This window comes from Actinomadura bangladeshensis (assembly GCF_004348335.1).
In the GTDB taxonomy this organism is placed as follows: Bacteria; Actinomycetota; Actinomycetes; order Streptosporangiales; family Streptosporangiaceae; genus Spirillospora; species Spirillospora bangladeshensis.
Genome location: NZ_SMJW01000059.1, coordinates 1 through 19,830, shown reverse-complemented (window position 1 = coordinate 19,830; position 19,830 = coordinate 1). Strand labels below are relative to the sequence as shown.

Below are 19,830 nucleotides of genomic sequence, written 5' to 3'. Positions count from 1 at the left end.
CTACAGGGCCCCCTTGGTGGACGGGATGCCGTGCACCTTCGGGTCGAGCGCCACGGCGTCGCGCAGCGCGCGGGCGAGGGCCTTGAACTGGGCCTCCACGATGTGGTGGGCGTTGCGCCCGTACGGGACGTGGACGTGCAGCGCCACCCGCGCGTTGGACACGAACGACTCGAAGATGTGCCGGGTCATCGTGGTGTCGTACTCGGGGCCGATCATCGGGGCCATGCCGTCCGGCTCGACGTGCACCAGGTAGGGGCGGCCGGAGACGTCCACGGTGACCTGCGCGAGCGCCTCGTCCAGGGGAATGGACGCGTCGGCGAAGCGGCGGATGCCGGCCTTGTCGCCGAGCGCCTCCCGGAACGCCTGGCCGAGCGCGATCGAGGTGTCCTCGATCGTGTGGTGGCTGTCGATGTGCAGGTCGCCGGTCGTCTTGACGGTCAGGTCGAACGACCCGTGCTTGCCGAGCTGGGCCAGCATGTGGTCGAAGAACCCCACGCCGGTCGCGACGTCGACCTGCCCGGTCCCGTCGAGGTCGATCTCGACGAGGACCTGGGTCTCCTTGGTCCCGCGCTCGATCCGTCCCTTGCGCGTCACAGACTCTCCTTCAGTGCGGTGCGGAAGGCGGCCATCTCTTCCGGGGTGCCGACGCTGACCCGCAGCCACTCGGGCGGTCCCACCTCCCGGATCAGCACGCCGCGTCCGAGCAGGCTCTCCCAGACCATACGACGGTCCGGGAACGTCCCGAACAGGACGAAGTTGGCGTCGGAGTCGGCGACCCGGAAGCCCTCGGCGCGCAGCCACCCGACCAGGCCGTCGCGCTCGCGGCGGAGGGCCTCGACGCCGCCGAGCAGTTCCCCGCCGTGGGCGAGGGCGGTGCGGGCGACGGCCTGGGTGACCGCCGACAGGTGGTAGGGCAGCCGGACGAGCAGCAGCGCCTCGATCACGGCGGGGTCGGCGGCGAGGTAGCCGAGCCGGGTCCCGGCCATCGCGAACGCCTTGGACATCGTCCGGGTGACGATCAGCCGCGGGTTCCCGTCCAGCAGCGTGAGCGCGGACGGCGTCTCGGCGCGGCGGAACTCCGCGTACGCCTCGTCGACGACGACCATGCCCGGCGCGACCTCCAGGACCGCCTCGATCGCCGCCAGGGGAAGGGCGGTGCCGGTCGGGTTGTTCGGCGAGGTGAGGAACACGACGTCGGGGCGGTGCTCCTCGACGGCGGCGACGGCGCGCTCGGGTTCGAGGCCGAAGTCCTCGTCGCGGAAGGCGTTCACCCAGCGGGTGCCCGACACGGCGGTGATGATCGGGTGCATCGAGTAGGACGGCTCGAAGCCGAGCGCGGTGCGGCCCGCCCCGCCGAACGCCTGCAGGACCTGCTGGATGATCTCGTTGGACCCGTTCGCCGCCCACACCCGGTCGCGGGTGAGGCCGGCGCCGGGCGTGTCGGTGTTCAGGAACGCGGCGAGGTCCTCGCGCAGCGCGACGGCGTCGCGGTCGGGGTAGCGGTTGAGGGTCCCGGCGACGTCCATGACGGCCTCGCCGAGGGCCTTCACCAGCCGCTCCGGCGGCGGGTACGGGTTCTCGTTGGTGTTCAGCGCGTACGGGACGTCCAGCTGCGGCGCGCCGTAGGGCTCCTTGCCGCGCAGGTCGTCCCGCAGCGGCAGGTCGTTCAGCGAGGTCACGAGGGGATCTCCCAGTCGCTGTGCTTGCCTGGTTCGGCTCCGCCGAAACGGGCCTTCAGGGCGGCGCCGTGCGCGGGCAGGTCCTCGGCCTCGGCGAGCGCGACCACGCGCCCGGTCGCCTCCGCGAGCGCGGTCCGGTCGTACTCGACGACGTGCACGCCGCGCAGGAACGACTGCACCGACAGCCCGGACGAGTGGCAGGCGCACCCGCCGGTCGGCAGGACGTGGTTGGACCCGGCGAGGTAGTCGCCGAGCGACACCGGCGCGTGCGGGCCCACGAAGATCGCGCCGGCGTTGCGGACGCGGGCGGCGACCGCCGCGGCGTCGGCGGTCTGGATCTCCAGGTGCTCGGCGGCGTAGGCGTCGACGACCTTCAGGCCGTCCTCGACGCCGTCCACGAGGACGATGCCGGACTGCCGCCCGGCGAGCGCCTCGGTGATCCGCTCGGTGTGCTTGGTGCGGGCGACCTGCGCCTTCAGCTCCGCCTCGACCGCGTCGGCGAGCCGCACCGAGTCGGTGACGAGGACGGCGGCGGCGAGCGTGTCGTGCTCGGCCTGGCTGATCAGGTCGGCGGCGACCTCCACCGGGCTCGCGGTGTCGTCGGCGAGGATGGCGATCTCGGTCGGGCCGGCCTCGGCGTCGATGCCGATCACGCCCTTGAGCAGCCGCTTCGCGGCGGCGACGTACACGTTGCCGGGCCCGGTCACCAGATCGGCGCGGGGGCACTCGTCGGTGCCGTAGGCGAACATGGCGATCGCCTGGGCGCCGCCCGCGGCGTAGACCTCGTCCACCCCGAGGAGCGCGCAGGCGGCCAGGATCGCGGGGTGCGGCAGCCCGCCGAACTCCTTCTGCGCGGGCGAGGTCACCGCGAGCGACCCGACGCCCGCCTCCTGCGCGGGGACGACGTTCATCACCACGCTCGACGGGTACACGGCGCGGCCGCCCGGCACGTACAGGCCGACCCGCCCGACCGGGATCCACCGCTCGGTGACGGTGCCGCCGGGCACGACCTGCGTGGTGACGTCGGTGCGGCGCTGGGCGCGGTGCACCGCGCGGGCGCGGCGGATGCTCTCCTCCAGCGCGTCCCGGACGGCCGGGTCGAGGCCGGCGAGGGCCGCGTGGACGGTCGCGACCGGGACCCGCGTGCTCTCCAGTTCGACCCCGTCGAACGCCTCGGTGTACTCCCGCACCGCCGCCGAGCCGCGATGGCGCACGTCCTCGCAGATGGGCCGCACCTTGTCCAGGGCGGCCTCGACGTCGAAGTCGGCGCGGGGCAGCACGGAGCGCAGGTCGCCGGGAAGCGAGCCGCGCAGGTCGATACGGGAAATCACCCGTCCAGTCTACGGAGTGCGCCCGGCCCCTCGCGCACCGTCTCACGTCCCGAGACGGTGCGCGCCGTCACGCGCCGAAGGCCCCGTCGAGGACCGTGACGGCCGTTCCCGACAGGGTCACGCGGTCGCCGCGCAGCGAGCAGCGGACGCGCCCGCCGCGCGCGGACGCCTGGTAGCCGGTCAGCGTGTCGCGGCCGGACCGGGCCGCCCAGTAGGGCGCGAGGGCCGTGTGCGCGGACCCGGTGACCGGGTCCTCGGCGTCGCCCGGCAGGACGCGCGGGGCGAAGAACCGCGACACGAAGTCGTAGGGCCGCCCGGGGTCGGCCGCCGCCGTGACGATCACTCCGCGCGCGTCGATCGCGCCGAGCGCCCGGATGTCGGGGGCGGCCTTCCGCACGGCCTCCTCGTCCGGGACCTCCACCAGCAGGTCGTTCTGGACGTTGCGGCCGGTGCGGAGCACCTCGACGCCGAGCGCGGCGGCGAGCCCGCCGGGGACCTCGGCCGGCTCGGCCGCGCAGACGGGGAAGTCCATCGACAGCGACCCGTCGTCCTCCCGGGTGACGGTGAGGACGCCGCTCCTGAGCGTCCGGAACCGGATCGGACGGTCCGCCGCGACGGTCCCGGTCGTGTAGAGGGCGTGCGCCGAGCCGAGTGTGGCGTGCCCGCAGAGGGCGACCTCCATCACGGGCGTGAACCAGCGCAGCTCGAAGTCCGCATCGGGGTCGTCGACGGGACGCACGAACGCCGTCTCCGAGTGCTTCATCTCGGCGGCGACGCGCTGCATCCAGTCCGGGTCGGCGGCGTCCTGGAGCAGGCACACCCCGGCCGGGTTGCCGGTGAACGGGCGGTCGGCGAAGGCGTCCACGACGAGCATCCTCATGGCACCGACGCTAGCGCCGGCCCCGACGCGGCGACACGGCCAATCCCCCGAAGTGGCCCACGGGCCGGGCGGCCGCGGCTTCACAATCTGAAAAAACTTCCCTTACCAAGATCATCAATATCGACGTACGCTGGCGGGCGAGGGCGTCCGCCCGGCGGCGCCCAGGAACGCTGGAGTGAGAAGTGTGACCGAGCGGCTCCCCCTGTTCCCCCTGGGCACCGTGCTGTTCCCGGGGCTGGTGCTGCCCCTGCACCTGTTCGAGGAGCGGTACCGCCGGCTGATCGGCGACCTGCTGGAGCGGCCCGAGCCCCGCGGGTTCGGCGTCGTCGGCATCCAGCTCGGCCACGAGGTCGGCGAGGGCGCCGCGCACCGGCTCGCCGAGGTCGGCTGCGTCGCGGAGCTGCGCGAGGCGACGCCGCACCCGGACGGCCGCTACGACATCGTGACGGTCGGCGCCCGCCGGTTCCGGGTCAAGGGGCTGGACCGGTCCCGCCCCTACCTGCAGGGCGAGGTCGAGTTCCTGCCCGAGGAGGCCGGGGCCGGCGCCGGGCCGATCGCGGCGCGGGTCCGGCGGCTGTACCGGCTGTACCGGCACCGCCTCGGCGCCGCGGGCGCCGGCGCCCTCGCGGACGCCGAGCCCCCGGACGACCCGGTGGCGCTGTCCTACGCGATCGCGGCGTCGCTCGTCCTGGACGGGCACGACAAGCAGCGCCTGCTGGAGTGCGAGGACGCGGCGCTGCGGCTGGCCGCCGAGCGGGACCTGCTGGCCAGGGAGAACCGCATCCTGAACGTCCTGCCCGCGATCCCGGCCGGGCAGTTCCTGGACGGGTCGTTCACACCGAACTGACCGCGCGGAAATGAGTAAGCACGCGCCCGCCGATCACGGCAGACTGCCCCCATGAGCACAGCCGGTACCAAGGGCGGCAAGGGCACCCCGGCGACCGTCGCCGCGGCGAACGCCGGGGTCGCGTTCACGCTGCACGCCTACGAGGTCGACCCGAACGCCGAGTCCTACGGCAAGGCCGCCGCCGACGCCCTCGGCATCCCGTACGGGCAGATCTTCAAGACCCTCCTGGCCGAGGTGGACGGCCGGCTCACGGTCGGGATCGTCCCGGTGTCGTCCAGCCTGGACCTGAAGGCGCTCGCGGCGGCGGCCGGCGGGAAGAAGGCGCGGATGGCCGATCCGAAGGACGCCGAGCGCGCCACCGGGTACGTGGTCGGCGGGATCAGCCCGCTCGGGCAGCGGCGGCGGCTGCCGGCCGTGATCGACGCGTCGGTGTCAGCGCTCGCCACCGTCTACGTCTCCGCCGGTCGGCGCGGACTCCAGATCGAACTCGTCCCCGCCGACCTCGTCCGCCTCACCGGCGCGAGCACCGCCGCGATCGCCCGGGGGTAGCCGCCGCACGGCGACCTCCAGCAGCCCGTACGCCGCCACGGCGGCCACCGGCCAGAACACCAGCACGCCCCGGGCCCGCAGGTCGGCGACGCCGGTGACGGTGTCGCCGTCGCGGGCGGACCGGACCGCGTCCCGGTAGTCGCCGAGCCCGATCATGTGCCCGGTCTTCCAGGCCAGCACGGCCGCGGCGCATCCCCCGGCGGCCAGCCCGAGCAGCAGCGCGACGTCGTTGCCCCGCCCGCCGGCCAGGTAGGCGGCGGCACCGCACGCGATCCCCGCGACCAGGCCGATCAGGGCGAACCGCGCGTCGACGCCGATCGGGCCCTGCCCTTCCGGATTGGCCAGCAGCGCCTCACCCCGCAGCACCACATACCTCACCTCGGGCGCGGTGCCGGCCCACAGCAGGCCCGCCGGCGGGCCGAGCACGGCCACCGCGGCGGCGGTCGCGGCCCACGCCACCCAGAGCCTCGTCGCGAAGAGCCTCCCGGTGAGTCGCCGCACCTCGTACGCTCCTAGGTGTGAGTGCTCTGACAGCGAAAGCCTAGCCTGCCCGGTTCCGCCGATCGACTCTCGAAGGGTGTCCGATTCCCGCCCACGACCGCCCCGATTCCTGGGATAATGTGCCCGACATGTCCGGATTCAGTCCTGCGTTCGAACGCCTCGGCGCCGCGCGCGCGGCCGTCGTCCTGCAGCAGCAGGAGACGCTCGCCGAGTTCCTGCCGCGCGAGGACTGGAGCGCCGACCTGACCGCCCGCACCTACACCAGCGGCGGCGTGACGGTCCGTGTGTCGCTGCTCGGCAGCTACGCGGCCCGCGAGCGCACCTGGCTGTGGGGTTGGGCGAACCCGCAGTTCGGCGACGCGCACCCGGCGGTCACCCCGACGCTGGGCATCGCGGCGATCGGCGAGCGGCTCGGCATCCCCGAGTTCACCACCCCCGAGGTCGACCTGTCCTGGTACGAGGGCCCCGCCGGGCACGGCGGCGAGCTGATCGCGATGGCCGCGGGCGGCGTCCTCGGCGGCGCCGGCTACATCGGCGCCGGCTACGACGGCGGCTCGGCCTACCTGCACGTCGACGACCCGCAGGTCCCGGCCGCCCGCTGGGACCCGGTCCCGCTGCCGCGGCTGCTGGCGAACGCGGCGAGCCTCTTCCCGCACGAGCCCCGCCTGACGCTCGCCGGGTTCCTGTCGCACCACCGCGTCCCCTACCGGCAGACCGACGCGCAGACCGACGTCATGCTCCCCGGCGGCGGCACCGCCCACGCCGTCTTCGACGGCCTCGGCCGCTTCGTCGACTGGAAGGCGGAGCTGACCCCCGCCGTCCTCGGCGGCTGAGCGCGGGACGCCGGACGGGTCAGGGGGCCGCCCAGCCGATCCTGCCGTCCTCGACCGTGAAACGCGTCCTCGGGACCTCGGCGGCGTCGTGCGGGGTCTCCCTGGACGGCGGCAGGGGATCGGGCGTCCGCCGCGTGAGGGCCCGGTGGACGGCGCAGGGGCAGGCCGGGTCGAGCGGCGCCGGGCAGGAGGCGATCGCCGCGCGGAAGGCGGCGGTGTCGGGGGCGTCCATCCGCCACCACCAGTACTTCTCGTAGTCGGCCGGGTTGCCGGTGTCCCAGTCGTCGTAGTCGTAGTACTCGACGACCGCGCCGCCGCAGGCGGCGCAGGCGGCGACCGAGTAGCGGGTCGCCTCCCCGTCCGCGAGGACGAGGAGGCGCGCGAGGGCCGGGGCCGCGCAGCAGCGGGCGGGCATCAGCCGAGGCAGGACGGGCCGAGGAGCTGCTTCAGGTCGCCCATCAGGGCCGGCGAGGGGGCGACGCGGAGCCGGTCGTCCAGCCGGACGACCGTGGTGCGCGGCCCGTTCTGGACGTGCAGGTGCACCTCCGCCGTGCCGGGATGGGTGATCAGCACCTCCTTGAGGCGGGAGACCGTCGGCGGCGTGCAGCGGCCGAGCGGCATCGTCACCGAGAGCGGGCCGGTCGCGTCGGTGATCGTGAGGTCGGGCTGGGTGACCTCCATCGCGATGATCTTCGCGACGTCCTCGCGGCGGTCGAGCTTGCCCTTGACGATCAGGATCGCGTCCTCGGCCAGCAGCGTGGAGCACAGCTGGTAGGACGACGGGAAGCACAGCACCTCGATCGAGCCGGCCAGGTCCTCCAGCTGGAACATGGCCCACGAGTTGCCCTGCTTGGTGACCTTGCGCTGGAGGCCGGACAGCAGGCCGGCGACGATGACGATCTGGCCGTCCGGCCGCTCGCCCTCGTTCAGCGACGCGATCGTGCAGTCGGCCTCGCGCTCCAGGATGTGCTCGACGCCGAGGAGCGGGTGGTCGGAGACGTACAGGCCGAGCATCTCCCGCTCGAACGCCAGCAGGGTGGTCTTGTCCCACTCCTCGCCCTCGGGGATCGCGACGGTGAAGGCGTCCTCGCCGCCGTCGTCCTCCAGCGCGCCGAACAGGGAGTCCTGGCCGATGGCCTCCTTGCGCTTGATGTCGATGACCGAGTCGATGGCCTGCTCGTGCACCATCAGCAGCGCCTTGCGCTGGTGGTCCAGCTCGTCGAACGCGCCCGCCTTGATCAGCGACTCCACGACCCGCTTGTTGCACGCCTGCGGCGGGACCTTGTTCAGGAAGTCGTTGAAGTCGGTGTAGGCGCCCTTCTCCCTGCGGGCCGCGACGATCCCGTCCACGACGTTGTGGCCGACATTGCGGACCGCCGACAGGCCGAACCGGATCTCGGTGTCGCCGAGAGGGGTGAAGTCGGCCTCGGACGTGTTGACGTCCGGCGGCAGGACCTTCAGCCCCATCCGGCGGCACTCCGACAGGTAGAGGGCGCTCTTGTCCTTGTCGTCGCCGACGGACGTCAGCAGCCCCGCCATGTACTCGGCCGGGTAGTTCGCCTTCAGGTAGGCCGTCCAGTAGGAGACGAGCCCGTACGCGGCGGAGTGCGCCTTGTTGAAGGCGTAGTCGGAGAACGGGACGAGGATGTCCCACAGCGTCTTCACGGCCTCCTTGGAGAAGCCGTTGTCGATCATGCCCTGCTCGAACCCGACGAACTGGGCGTCCAGCTCGGCCTTCTTCTTCTTGCCCATGACGCGGCGGAGCAGGTCCGCCTTGCCGAGCGTGTAGCCCGCCACCTTCTGCGCGATCGCCATGACCTGCTCCTGGTAGACGATCAGGCCGTAGGTCGTGTCGAGGATCTCCTTGAGCGGCTCGGCCAGCTCCGGGTGGATCGGGGTGATCTCCTGCTGGCCGTTCTTGCGGAGCGCGTAGTTGGTGTGGGAGTTCGCGCCCATCGGGCCCGGCCGGTACAGGGCGCCGACGGCGGAGATGTCCTCGAAGTTGTCGGGCTTCATCAGCCGCAGCAGCGAGCGCATCGGGCCGCCGTCGAACTGGAACACCCCGAGGGTGTCGCCGCGCGCGAGCAGGTCGTAGGTCTTCTGGTCGTCCAGCGGGAGGCCGAGCAGGTCGACGTCGACGCCCTTGTTCTTCTTGATGCCCTTGAGCGCGTCGTCGATGATCGTCAGGTTCCGCAGGCCGAGGAAGTCCATCTTCAGCAGGCCGAGCGTCTCGCAGGTCGGGTAGTCGAACTGCGTGATGATCGCCCCGTCGGCGTCCCGGCGCATGATCGGCACGTGGTCGGTGATCGTCTCACCGGACATGATGATCCCGGCGGCGTGCACGCCGGTCTGGCGGATCAGCCCCTCCAGGCCCTGCGCCAGGTCCATGATCTGCTTGACGTCGGTCTCTTCCTCGTACAGCTTGCGCAGCTCGCCCGCCTCGCCGTAGCGGGGGTGCTTGTCGTCGAAGATGCCCGACAGCGGGATGTCCTTGCCCATGACGGCGGGCGGGAACGCCTTGGAGATCCGGTCGCCGAGCGCGTACGGGAAGCCGAGGACGCGGCCGGCGTCCTTGATCGCGGCCTTCGCCTTGATGGTGCCGAACGTGGCGATGAAGGAGACCTTGTCGGCGCCCCACTTCTCCGTCGTGTACTTGATGACCTCGGCGCGCCGGTCTTCAGGGAAGTCGATGTCGATGTCGGGCATGGACGCGCGCTCGGGGTTCAGGAACCGCTCGAAGATCAGCCCGTGCGGGATCGGGTCGAGGTCGGTGATGCCCATCGCGTAGGCGATCAGCGAGCCCGCCGCGGACCCTCGCCCCGGCCCGACCAGGATGCCGTTCTCCTTGGCCCACATGATGAAGTCGGCGACGACGAGGAAGTAGGACGGGTACCCCTTGCCGAGGATGACGCCCATCTCGTACTCGGCCTGCTCCTTGTAGCCCTCGGGGAGGCCGTCCGGGAAGCGGCGCTCCAGGCCCTTCCAGACCTCCTTGCGGAACCAGCTCTCCTCCGTCTCGCCCTCGGGGACGGGGAAGCGGGGGCTGAGGTCCTGGTACTCGAACATGCCCTCCGGGTCGACCTTCTCCGCCACGAGGAGGGTGTTCCGGCAGCCTTCGAGCCAGATGTCGGACGTGTCGATGCCGCGCATCTCGTCCGCCGTCTTGAGGTAGTAGCCGGACCCGTCGAAGCGGAACCGGTCGGGGTCGGCGAGCTGCTTGCCCACCTGGACGCACAGCAGCGCGTCGTGCGCGGTGGCCTCCGACTCGTGCGTGTAGTGCGAGTCGTTCGTGACGACCGGCGGGATGTTCAGCTTCTTGCTGATCTCGATGAGGCCGTCGCGGACGCGGCGCTCGATCTCCAGCCCGTGGTCCATCAGCTCGAGGAAGTAGTTGTCCCTGCCGAGGATGTCCTGGAAGGTGGCGGCGGCCTTCAGCGCCTCGTCGAACTGGCCGAGCCGCAGCCGCGTCTGGATCTTGCCGGACGGGCAGCCCGTGGTGCCCATCACGCCGTCGGCGTGCTCGGCGAGCAGCTCCTCGTCCATGCGCGCGTACTTGAACACGAAGCCCTCGGTGTACGCGCGGCTCGACAGCTTGAACATGTTGTGCAGGCCGGTCCGGTTGCGCGCCCACAGCGTCATGTGGTTGATCAGCCCGCCGCCGGAGACGTCGTCGCGCTTCTGGCTCGGCTCGCCCCACTGGACCTTCTTCTTGTGGTACCGCGACTCCGGCGCCATGTACGCCTCGCAGTTGTGCAGGATGAAGTCCGAGACGTAGGAGTTGTCCTCCTCCACCTCGAAGTTGAAGACCTCGCACTCAAGCTCGACGGGCTCCACATGGCGGATCGGCCGGTACAGGTACCGGTCGTCTTCGAGAGTGCGCGAGTACACGCGCTCGGGGTGATAGGAGACCTGATACCAGCGGTAGTCCCGGTTGCTCTCGCCCTGGGGGAAGTTCCCCTTCTCCGTGCCGCTGGACACGGTGCTCCAATGCCCCCTGTCGGCCAGGAGCGCGCGCACACCCCAGGCCAGCGACCGTGAGGCGACCTTGAGGTCCCTGCGGCCGGTCGCGTTGGACGCCCGTCGCGGGGAGCGCCCGTCGCCGTCGAGGAATCCCTCGACGAAGCCCGCACGGACCTCGGCGGGCCCGCTGAGGACGCACTCCGGGACCCGCTTGCCGCGAGCCCCCCGGCCGACCAGTTCACGCAGGATCAGGGCCAGCGGGACACAGCATGCGTTGATCTCCTGGGAGCCCTTTTCCGGGCGCTCGTACGTCTGGGTCGCGATCCCGAGGCGTCCGAGCAGACTCCGCCAGCGCTCGGCGAGTTCCCGCTCCGCGAGGCCGAGCGTGACGCCGATCCCGCCGGTCGGCTCACCAACCCGGCTCTGCAGGTGCCCTTCCGCAGCGTAGAGACCGAGCAGGTAGCCGAAGCCGTGATCCAGCGGGATCCGCCGGGGCAACCCGGACCAGGACTCGCTCGCTCGCCCGCCCGAAGGATACGAACGCTCGACACCGCCGGCCGGGCCCTCCGTGAAATCAGCGGGCAGCACTGACAGGACGTCGAGGGTCTGCCGCTCATCTGCGAGTTTGGGAAGGCAGGCCCAGGAGTTCCAGGAATGCACGCCGCCCCGGGCGGTACGGCGGCCCGGTGTGATGTCTCCGGGCTTCTTCCAGTCCACCAGGCCGTCCGGCGTGCGGACCAGAACCGGGTGCTCTTCGGTGAGGGTCAGGGTACGGCCGTACCGGCCCGCCAACTCGATCGTGTACGCCCTGCCGGAGTACTGCCTGCGCATGGTCCGCAGCACACGCCGGAAACGACCGCGGTGGGTGAGGACCAGATCGCCCTCTCGGACGTCCTCCACGTTCTTGACGCCGTCGGCGGTGACGATCTCCTGACCGGCGGGCAGGCAGCCGATGATGGGTGTGACACCGGCGGCCTTGGCGTGCTTGTGGAACTCGTAGGCGCCGTGCATGTTGCCGTGGTCGGTCATGGCGATCGCGGGCATCTTCTGCCGCTCCACCTCTTCGAACATCTGCTTCAGCCGGGCCGCTCCGTCCAGCATGGAGTACTCGGTATGAACGTGCAGGTGAACGAAAGAGTCGGCCATGCCTGCTGCGCCTCCTGCTCATCGCATGCGACCGCCCGCGTGCCCGGGGGCACGCGGTGGCGTCATCGGTCCCGGGGGAAGGTCGTCATCCCGGCGGACGCCGGGATGACGCGGTCCTGAGAGCCTAACTCGCCTCTGGGGTCCCACGGGCCCCGACGCGCCCATCACTCCTCGGACCGGCGTCTCAGCACGTGAGACACATTGTCCGGAGTTTGGCTGACGCGGCCGCGGCGCATACCATCTGGCCCGTGGAACGTCGCCATTTCAGGTTTACGCAGCCGGCCCCGGGCGAGCCGGTCGCCGCCGCGACCTGAGCGACGACCCCGGAGCCGGCCGAGGCGGAGCCCCATCGGGCTTCGCCTTTCGCATCGACGTCCATCGACAGGCGCGGCCCGGGCACCGAACCGATCCCTGTGCGGCCCGCCGAGGCACGAGAGGGAAATCCGCCATGCACGACCAGGTGATCGACTCCGCCGAGCTGCGCGTCGCGCTGCCGGACGCCGCCGCCGTCACCGGCCTCGGCGAGGCCAGGGCCGCGATCGACGAGCTCGACGCCGCGCTCGCCGTCCTGCTGGAGCACCGCGCCGCCGTGGCCGCCGCCGTCCAGCGGCTCAAGCCGGTCGGCGGCTTCGCCGGCCGCGACCCCCGCCGCGAGCGGGAGATCGTCGAGGCGATGGCCGCGCACGCCCCCTCCCTCGGGCCGGACCGGCTCGCCCGCGTCATGAACGCGGTCATCGAGGCGGGTCTGGACGCGGCCGAAGCGCGCCGATGAGCACGCTGGAGGCCACCGGGCCGGACGAGGGCGCCGGGTCGGACGAGGGCGCGCGGGCGTCGGCCGTCCGGGCCGGGCTGAGCGTGGGCGTCGCGGTGGGGATCTCCGGGCTCGCGTTCGGGGCCGCGGCGGTCACCGCGGGCCTCGGCGTCGCGCAGGCGTGCGTGCTGAGCCTGCTGGCCTTCACCGGCGCGTCCCAGTTCGCGCTGGCGGGCGTCATCGGCGGGGGCGGCGGGCTCGTCGCCGGCTCGCTCGGCGCGGTCCTGCTCGGCGGGCGCAACGCCCTGTACGGGATGCGGCTCGCCCGGACGCTCCGCGTGCGCGGGTGGCGCCGCCTCGTCACCGCGCAGGTCGTCATCGACGAGACCGCCGCCGTCGCGACCGCGCAGCCCGGCCCGGCGGCGGCCCGCGCCGGGTTCTACACCACCGCGATCAGCCTCTACCTGGCCTGGAACGCGACGACGCTGCTCGGCGCGGCCGGCACGGCCCGGCTGGGCGACCCCGACGCCATCGGCCTGGACGTCCTCGGCCCGGCCGCCTTCCTGGCGCTGCTGTGGCCGCGCCTGACCGGCGGCGGGGGCGCGGTGCGGGTCGCGGTGGCCGCGGCCGTGATCGCGGTCGTGGCGACGCCGCTGCTGCCGCCCGGCGTCCCGGTCATGCTGGCCGCCGTCGCCGCGCTGCCCGCCCTGCTGCGCAGGGAGGCGCCGTGAGCGTGTGGATCGCGGTGATCGCGACCGGGCTCGGCTGCTACGCGCTCAAGCTCGCCGGGCTCGTCACCCCGCAGCGGGTCCTGGACGACCCGCGGGTGCGCCGGTTCACCGAACTGGTGCCGGTGGCGCTGCTGACCGCGCTGATCGCCGTCCAGGCCCTCGCCGACGGGAAGTCGCTGGACTTCGACCCCGCGCGGCTCGCGGGCCTCGGCGCGGCCGTCGCCGCGCTCGTGCTGCGCGCCCCGTTCCTGGTCGTGCTGATCATCGCCGCCGGCGTCACCGCCGGGCTGCGCCTGCTCGGCCTGTAGCGGTCAGGACTCGGCGGTCAGGACTCCGCCGCGACGATCTCCAGGGCGCGGGCCAGGTCGTCCGGGTAGGGGCTCTGGAACTCGACCCACTCGCCCCTGGTCGGGTGCTCGAACCCCAGCCGGACGGCGTGCAGCCACTGCCGCTTCAGGCCGAGCCGGGCCGCGAGCGTCGGGTCGGCGCCGTAGGCCATGTCCCCCGCGCACGGGTGCCGGATCGCGGACATGTGCACCCTGATCTGGTGGGTGCGCCCCGTCTCCAGGACGATGTCGAGCAGCGTCGCGGCCCGGAACGCCTCGACCGTGTCGTAGTGCGTGACCGACGGCTTGCCGCCGGCCACGACCGCGAACCGGCCGTCGCCGGAGGGATGCCGGTCGATCGGCGCGTCGACGGTCCCCCGGAACGGGTCCGGATGGCCCTGCACCAGCGCCTGGTAGCGCTTGTCGATGCGGCGCTCCTTGAACGCGCGCTTGAGCCGCGAGTACGCGATCTCGCTCTTCGCCACGACCATCGCGCCGGTGGTGTTGGCGTCCAGCCGGTGGACGATGCCCTGCCGCTCGGACGCGCCGCTCGTCGCGATCGTGTGCCCGGCGCCGAGCAGCCCGCCGAGGACGGTCGGGCCCGTCCAGCCGGTGGTGGGGTGGGCGGCGACGCCGATCGGCTTGTTCACCACGACGATGTCGTCGTCCTCGAACAGGATGCCCATCCCGGGGACGGGCTCGGCGACCGGCGCGGGCGGCGCCGGCGGGGGCGGGAGCGTGACCTCCAGCCAGGCCCCGGCGCGCAGCCGCTCGGACTTGGTCGCCACCTCCGCGCCGTCCAGCAGGACGTCGCCCGCGGCGATGATCTCGGCCGCGCTGCTCCGGGACAGCCCGAACAGCCGGGCCAGCGCCGCGTCGACCCGCTCGCCCTCCAGCCCGTCCGGCACGGGCAGGTTCCGCACGTCGCCCATCAGGACCGCTTCTCTTCCTGAGCCGCCTCCGGCTCCCCGGCCGCGGACTCCGCTTCCGGCGCGGCCTCGGGCTCGGCCCCGGACTCGGGCGCGGCCTTGGACTCGGGCTCGGGCTCGGCCTTGGCGTCCGGCTCCGGGGGGTCGTCGTCGGCGGTGTCGGCGATGCGGGTCCCGTCGACCTGCAGGCCGCGCGCCGCCAGCAGCACGGCGAGGACGCCGCCGCACACGATCGCCGAGTCGGCCAGGTTGAACACCGGCCAGTGCGGCAGCTGGATCCAGTCGACGACGTGGCCCTTCAGCGGGGCCGGGGCGCGCACCAGCCGGTCGATGAGGTTGCCGAGCGCGCCGCCGAGCAGCAGCCCGAGGCACACGGCCCACGGGAGGCTCCGCAGGTTGCGGGCGGTCCGCAGGATGGCCGCCACCACGCCGCAGGCGATCAGGGTGAACACGACCGTGTAGCCGGTGCCGATCGAGAAGGCGGCCCCGCTGTTGCGGGTCTCCAGCAGCGTCAGCAGCCCGCCGAGCAGCCGGATCGGCTCCCGGTCCTGCAGCGTCGCCACCACGATGATCTTGGACACGATGTCGGCGATCAGCGCGGCCAGGGCCACGGCGACCAGCACGCCGACGCGGCGCGGCCGAGGAGATCCCGTGGATTCCCCGGCCCCGCCCTCTGGGTTCGTTGAGTCGCTCAGCGACGTTCCTCGCGTTGTTTGCATGTCACACACAGGGTCGCACGCGGAAAGACCTGGAGGCGCGCCTTGCCGATCGGCCTGGCGCAGGACTCGCAGATCCCATACGTGCCGGCGTCCATCCGCTGGACGGCCCGCTCGATCTGGGCGAGCAGGTCCTGTGAATTGTAGGACAGCGCGAGCTCGTGCTCGCGCTCGTAGGTCTTGGCGCCCGCGTCGGCCTGGTCGTCGCCGGCCCCGTCGCTGCCGTCGCCCTCGGCGATCTGGCTGGCGGACGCGGCGATCTCGGCGCGCAGGGCCTCGCCCTGCTCCTGGAGCCCGGCCCGCACCTCGGCGAGCTCGCCGGCCGTCCAGCGGTGCTCGCCCTCGCGCACCGGCAGCTCCGCCGCCTTGGCCGCGCCGGCCGCCGCGGCCTCGGCCCGGCCCTCCTCCGGCTTCGGCGCCGGCCCGGCGGGCTTGCGCGCCGCCTTCTTCGCGGCGGGGGCCTTGCCCCGGGTCTTGCGGCCCGCCGCGGGCCGCTCCCCGGCGGCCGGTTTCCCGGCGGGCGGTTTCTGTGCGGGCAGCGTGCCCTTCGTCGCGCCGGCCATGTCGGCCTCCCTCGCGCTGATCGCCTCGACGGGCAGTGCGGGCAGCATAAGTCCCCTTTCTCGGGCGCGGTAAACAACCTGGGCCGTGGTACCGACCGCTTATGCCCGCCCGCCGATCGCCTGGAAACCCTGCTCCGGCGCACGGAATCGCAAAGGAACGACACGCCGCCCGCCGGGCCGGTCGCGGCCGGAGACGGGGAAGAGCCGGGCCCGCGCGTGCGTTAGAGTTCACCGAGTAGTCCTACGGCAGGCCCTGACGGGGACACCTGCCGCCGAACGCGGCCATGAGCGACCCGGGGACGGTGCGAGCCCGGGGGCGAGCGCGGCGGTCTGATCACCCCCGAGCCGCCGGAAGAACCGCCCCGGACCCGGTCCGCGGGCGCAGTAGACCCGGCAGCCGAGACTCGAACGAAGCGGGCCGTGCCGTGCGGGTGCGGTCAAGGAGGGTGGTACCGCGGGGCGCGCGCCTCGTCCCTCCGGTCAACGTGGTCACGTCGATCCGGAGGTCCGCCATCGTGAGCCGAGCTTTTCGGCCGCTGCCCGCGCAGGTCGATCTGCCCGCCCTGGAGCGGGACATGCTGCGCCGCTGGCAGGAGAACAAGGTCTTCGAGCGGTCGCTGGAGCGCACCGCGTCCGGCGAGCCCTGGGTGTTCTACGAGGGCCCGCCCACCGCCAACGGCATGCCGGGCGTCCACCACGTCGAGGCCCGCGTGTTCAAGGACGTCTTCCCCCGCTTCAAGACCATGAAGGGCCACCACGTCCCCCGCAAGGCCGGCTGGGACTGCCACGGGCTGCCCGTCGAGGTCGCCGTGGAGAAGGAGCTCGGCCTCACCGGCAAGAAGGACATCGAGGAGTACGGCGTCGCGGAGTTCAACGCCCGCTGCCGCGAGTCGGTCCTGCGCCACGTGGACGCGTTCGAAGAGATGACCGAGCGCATGGGCTACTGGGTCAACACCGACCAGGCCTACCGGACGATGGACCCCGAGTACGTCGAGGCCGTCTGGTGGTCGCTGAAGCAGGTGTTCGACAAGGGCCTGCTGTTCCGCGACTTCCGCATCACCCCCTACTGCCCGCGCTGCGGGACGGGCCTGTCCGACCACGAGCTGGGCCAGCCCGGCGGGTACGAGACGGTGTCCAGCCCGTCGGTGTACGTGCGGATGCCCGCCACGTCCGGCCCGCTGGCCGAGATGGGCGCCTCGCTGCTCATCTGGACCACGACCCCGTGGACGCTGGTGTCCAACACGGCCGTGGCCGTCCACCCCGACGTCACCTACGTCGCGGCCCGCCCGGCGGGCTCGGACGAGGTCCTCGTCGTGGCCGAGCCCCTCGTCGGCCAGGTGCTCGGCGAGGACGCCGAGCGGCTCGCCGCCTTCCAGGGGACCGAGCTGGAGCGGACGGCCTACAAGCGGCCCTTCGACCTGGTCGACATCCCCGACGCGCACTACGTGGTGCTCGGCGACTACGTCACCGTCGAGGACGGCACCGGGCTCGTCCACCAGGCGCCCGCGTTCGGCGGCGACGACATGACCGTCTGCAAGCGGTACGGGATGCCCATCGTCAACCCGATCGGGCCGGACGGGCGGTTCCTGCGCGAGGTGCCCCTGGTCGGCAACAAGTTCTTCAAGGACGCCGACGAGCCCCTCACCGACGACCTGCGCGCGCGCGGGCTGCTGTACCGCGGCGGGCACTTCGAGCACAGCTACCCGCACTGCTGGCGCTGCCACACGCCGCTGCTCTACTACGCGCTCCCCGCCTGGTACATCCGGACCACGCAGATCAAGGACCGGCTGCTGGAGGAGAACGAGAAGACCAACTGGTACCCCGAGACGGTCAAGCACGGCCGGTACGGGGAATGGCTGCGCAACAACGTCGACTGGTCGCTGTCGCGCAGCCGCTACTGGGGCACTCCCCTCCCGCTGTGGGTCTGCGGCGAGGACGAGGACCACGTCACCTGCGTGGGGTCCCTCAAGGAGCTGGGCGAGCTGGCCGGACGCGACCTGTCCGCGCTCGACCCGCACCGGCCGTACGTGGACGACGTGACGATCCCGTGCTCTGCCCGTGTCGGAGACGCGGAATCGGACACGTGCGGGGCCGAGGCGCGCCGCGTGCCCGACGTCATCGACGCCTGGTACGACTCGGGGTCGATGCCGTTCGCGCAGTGGGGCGCCCCCTACCGCAACAACGACGTCTTCGAGAGCGCCTACCCGGCCCAGTACATCTGCGAGGCCCAGGACCAGACCCGCGGCTGGTTCTACTCCCTCATGGCCGTCGGGACGCTCGTGTTCGACCGGTCGTCCTACGAGAACGTCGTGTGCCTCGGCCTGATCCTCGCCGAGGACGGCCGCAAGATGAGCAAGCACCTCGGCAACGTGCTGCGGCCCATCCCGCTGATGGACGAGCACGGCGCCGACGCGGTGCGCTGGTTCATGGCCGCGAGCGGGCTGCCGTGGGCGTCCCGCCGGGTCGGGCACGGGGCCCTGGAGGAGATCGTCCGCAAGGTCCTCCTCACGTACTGGAACACCGCCTCGTTCTTCGTCCTGTACGCCAACGCGGCCGAGTCGCAGGGGCGCGCCTGGACGCCGGACCGGCTGGCGGAGGCCCCCGCACCCGCCGACCGGCCGCTCCTGGACCGCTGGGCGCTCGCCGAGCTGCACCGCACCGTCCGCGAGGTCGACGCGGCGCTGGAGGAGTTCGACACCGCCCGCGCGGGCCGGCGCCTCTCGCAGTTCGTGGACGACCTGTCGAACTGGTACGTGCGGCGGTCCCGGCGGCGCTTCTGGGAGGGCCCGGAGACCGCGGCGGGCGCGGCCGCGTTCGCGACGCTGTACGAGTGCCTGGAGACCCTCACCCGGCTGATGGCGCCGATCGTCCCGTTCATCACCGACCACGTCTGGGACGTCATCCGCCCCGAGGACGGCCCCGAGTCGGTGCACCTGGCCGACTGGCCGGCCGTCGACGAGAGCCTCCTCGACGAGGCGCTGACCGCGCAGATGGCGCTCGTCCGGCGGCTGGTCGAGCTCGGGCGCTCCGCGCGGTCCGCGAGCGGCGTCCGGACCCGCCAGCCGCTCGGCCGCGCCCTCGTCGGCGCCCCCGGCTGGTCCGCGCTGCCCGCGCAGCTGCGGGCGCAGATCTCCGAGGAGCTGAACGTCCAGGCGTTCGAGGAGCTGTCCTCGATCGGCGGCGACCTCGTCGAGTACGAGGTCAAGCCGAACTTCCGGGAGCTCGGCAAGCGCTACGCCAAGGACACCCCGAAGGTCGCCAAGGCGATCACCTCCGCCGGCGCCGCCGACCTCGTGCGGGCGGTCCGCGCGGGCACGGCCGAGGTGGAGGCCGCCGGCCTCGGCACGGTGCCCCTGACCGCCGACGACGTGATCGTCACCGAGCGGCCGCGCAGCGGCTGGGCGGTGGAGAGCGCCGCCGGCGAGACCGTCGCGCTCGACCTCACGGTCACGCCCGAGCTGCGCCGCGCGGGGCTGGTGCGGGAGGCCGTCCGGCTCGTCCAGGAGGCACGCAAGGCCGCCGGGCTGGAGGTCACCGACCGCATCGAGCTGTGGTGGGAGGCGACCGGCACCGACCTCGCGGAGGCGCTGCGCGCCCACACCGCCGAGGTGGCCGCCGAGGTCCTCGCGACCGCGGTGAGCGAGGGGCGCCCCGCCGGCGTCCCCGCGACCCGCGACGAGGACCTGGGGCTCACCTACTACCTCCGCAAGAGCTGAGCCCCGCGGGGCTCAGCGCCTCCGCCGCGCCCGGCCGGATCCGGGCGCGGCGGAGAACTTTTCCGTAACGGGGTTCGTCGCGACACATCTCGTTTGAGATGATGGTGCGGTGAGTCTTCCCGAGCAGCCTTCCGGCTCCGAGCCTCCGGCCCCGCCGTCACCCGCGAGCATGCGCGCGTCGGACGCCGACCGCGACGAGGTGGCCGACCGCCTGCGCGAGGCGCTGGCGGAAGGGCGCATCACGCCGGAGGAGCACGCCGAGCGCATCGACGCCGTCTACAAGGCCAAGACGTACGCCGACCTCGAGCCCGTCCTCAGCGACCTGCCGTCGGAGCATGCGCCGCGGCCCCAGGTGAACCTCCGCAAGGAGCC

At 72.8% G+C, this 19,830-nt stretch carries 18 protein-coding genes; 8 read left to right on the top strand and 10 right to left on the bottom strand.

Annotated elements, in window-relative coordinates; translation table 11 throughout:
* The 4 genes from hisB to E1284_RS14220 all read right to left on the bottom strand — a co-directional run bounded on the left by hisB (position 1) and on the right by E1284_RS14220 (position 3,890).
* Positions 1–594 (bottom strand): imidazoleglycerol-phosphate dehydratase HisB, encoded by a 594-nt coding sequence (hisB, locus tag E1284_RS14235; protein WP_131939544.1) that lies wholly within the window; start codon positions 592–594, stop codon positions 1–3.
* Positions 591–1,679, bottom strand: coding sequence for a histidinol-phosphate transaminase (locus E1284_RS14230; RefSeq protein ID WP_131939543.1), 1,089 nt, complete (start codon positions 1,677–1,679; stop codon positions 591–593). Before E1284_RS14230 ends, hisB begins: the two co-directional genes overlap by 4 nt.
* Positions 1,676–3,010 carry a histidinol dehydrogenase gene (gene hisD, locus E1284_RS14225; RefSeq protein ID WP_131939542.1) on the bottom strand — a complete coding sequence of 445 codons (1,335 nt, stop codon included), beginning with the start codon at positions 3,008–3,010 and terminating at the stop codon, positions 1,676–1,678. The genes E1284_RS14230 and hisD overlap by 4 nt, the downstream gene beginning before the upstream one ends.
* A 67-nt stretch (positions 3,011–3,077) precedes the next feature.
* Positions 3,078–3,890: a PhzF family phenazine biosynthesis protein gene (locus E1284_RS14220; RefSeq protein WP_131939541.1), complete on the bottom strand. Its 813-nt coding sequence runs from the start codon at positions 3,888–3,890 to the stop codon at positions 3,078–3,080.
* Between the two features lie 175 nt (positions 3,891–4,065).
* Here E1284_RS14220 and E1284_RS14215 point away from each other — a divergent pair, with 175 nt between their 5' ends.
* Both E1284_RS14215 and ybaK read left to right on the top strand, forming a co-directional pair.
* Complete coding sequence (locus E1284_RS14215; protein ID WP_424923484.1) at positions 4,066–4,737, top strand: LON peptidase substrate-binding domain-containing protein; 672 nt, start codon at positions 4,066–4,068, stop codon at positions 4,735–4,737.
* Between the two features lie 51 nt (positions 4,738–4,788).
* The gene (gene ybaK, locus E1284_RS14210) at positions 4,789–5,286 is read left to right on the top strand and encodes a Cys-tRNA(Pro) deacylase (protein ID WP_131939540.1); all 498 of its coding nucleotides are present in this window, start codon (positions 4,789–4,791) and stop codon (positions 5,284–5,286) included.
* Here the strand turns inward: ybaK and E1284_RS14205 are convergent.
* Positions 5,170–5,787, bottom strand: coding sequence for a hypothetical protein (locus E1284_RS14205; RefSeq protein WP_243714475.1), 618 nt, complete (start codon positions 5,785–5,787; stop codon positions 5,170–5,172). The two genes, ybaK and E1284_RS14205, sit on opposite strands and share 117 nt — an antisense overlap.
* Before the next feature lie 128 nt (positions 5,788–5,915).
* On the opposite strand from E1284_RS14205, the gene E1284_RS14200 reads away from it, so the two are divergent.
* Positions 5,916–6,620: a DUF6882 domain-containing protein gene (locus E1284_RS14200; RefSeq protein WP_131939539.1), complete on the top strand. Its 705-nt coding sequence runs from the start codon at positions 5,916–5,918 to the stop codon at positions 6,618–6,620.
* A 19-nt stretch (positions 6,621–6,639) separates the two neighbouring features.
* Here E1284_RS14200 and E1284_RS14195 read toward each other — a convergent pair whose 3' ends face one another.
* Both E1284_RS14195 and dnaE read right to left on the bottom strand, forming a co-directional pair.
* Positions 6,640–7,035, bottom strand: a complete 396-nt coding sequence (locus E1284_RS14195) for a hypothetical protein (protein ID WP_131939538.1) — start codon at positions 7,033–7,035, stop codon at positions 6,640–6,642.
* On the bottom strand, positions 7,035–11,726 hold the full coding sequence (dnaE, locus tag E1284_RS14190; RefSeq protein WP_131939537.1) for a DNA polymerase III subunit alpha: 4,692 nt from the start codon (positions 11,724–11,726) through the stop codon (positions 7,035–7,037). The genes E1284_RS14195 and dnaE overlap by 1 nt, the downstream gene beginning before the upstream one ends.
* 448 nt (positions 11,727–12,174) lie before the next feature.
* Here dnaE and E1284_RS14185 point away from each other — a divergent pair, with 448 nt between their 5' ends.
* The 3 genes from E1284_RS14185 to E1284_RS14175 are packed head-to-tail and all read left to right on the top strand — an operon-like array spanning position 12,175 to position 13,516.
* Positions 12,175–12,498: a chorismate mutase gene (locus E1284_RS14185; protein WP_131939536.1), complete on the top strand. Its 324-nt coding sequence runs from the start codon at positions 12,175–12,177 to the stop codon at positions 12,496–12,498.
* Entirely contained in the window at positions 12,495–13,208 is a 714-nt protein-coding gene (locus tag E1284_RS14180; protein ID WP_131939535.1) for an AzlC family ABC transporter permease, read from the top strand. The genes E1284_RS14185 and E1284_RS14180 overlap by 4 nt, the downstream gene beginning before the upstream one ends.
* Positions 13,205–13,516, top strand: a complete 312-nt coding sequence (locus E1284_RS14175) for an AzlD domain-containing protein (RefSeq protein ID WP_131939534.1) — start codon at positions 13,205–13,207, stop codon at positions 13,514–13,516. The genes E1284_RS14180 and E1284_RS14175 overlap by 4 nt, the downstream gene beginning before the upstream one ends.
* Before the next feature lie 17 nt (positions 13,517–13,533).
* Here the strand turns inward: E1284_RS14175 and E1284_RS14170 are convergent, their stop codons facing one another.
* The 3 genes from E1284_RS14170 to E1284_RS43065 form a co-directional block, all read right to left on the bottom strand.
* Positions 13,534–14,466 carry an RluA family pseudouridine synthase gene (locus E1284_RS14170; protein WP_131939533.1) on the bottom strand — a complete coding sequence of 311 codons (933 nt, stop codon included), beginning with the start codon at positions 14,464–14,466 and terminating at the stop codon, positions 13,534–13,536.
* Complete coding sequence (lspA, locus tag E1284_RS14165; protein ID WP_243714474.1) at positions 14,466–15,086, bottom strand: signal peptidase II; 621 nt, start codon at positions 15,084–15,086, stop codon at positions 14,466–14,468. Before lspA ends, E1284_RS14170 begins: the two co-directional genes overlap by 1 nt.
* A 68-nt stretch (positions 15,087–15,154) precedes the next feature.
* A complete protein-coding gene (locus E1284_RS43065; RefSeq protein ID WP_243714477.1) occupies positions 15,155–15,535 on the bottom strand; it encodes a TraR/DksA family transcriptional regulator in 381 nt (126 codons plus the stop codon).
* 722 nt (positions 15,536–16,257) lie between these two features.
* Between E1284_RS43065 and ileS the strand changes: the two genes are divergently transcribed.
* Both ileS and E1284_RS14150 read left to right on the top strand, forming a co-directional pair.
* Positions 16,258–19,458, top strand: coding sequence for an isoleucine--tRNA ligase (gene ileS, locus E1284_RS14155; RefSeq protein WP_131939530.1), 3,201 nt, complete (start codon positions 16,258–16,260; stop codon positions 19,456–19,458).
* A 169-nt stretch (positions 19,459–19,627) separates the two neighbouring features.
* Positions 19,628–19,830: DUF1707 SHOCT-like domain-containing protein (locus E1284_RS14150; RefSeq protein ID WP_131939560.1), on the top strand; the 203-nt coding region annotated here is incomplete at its 3' end.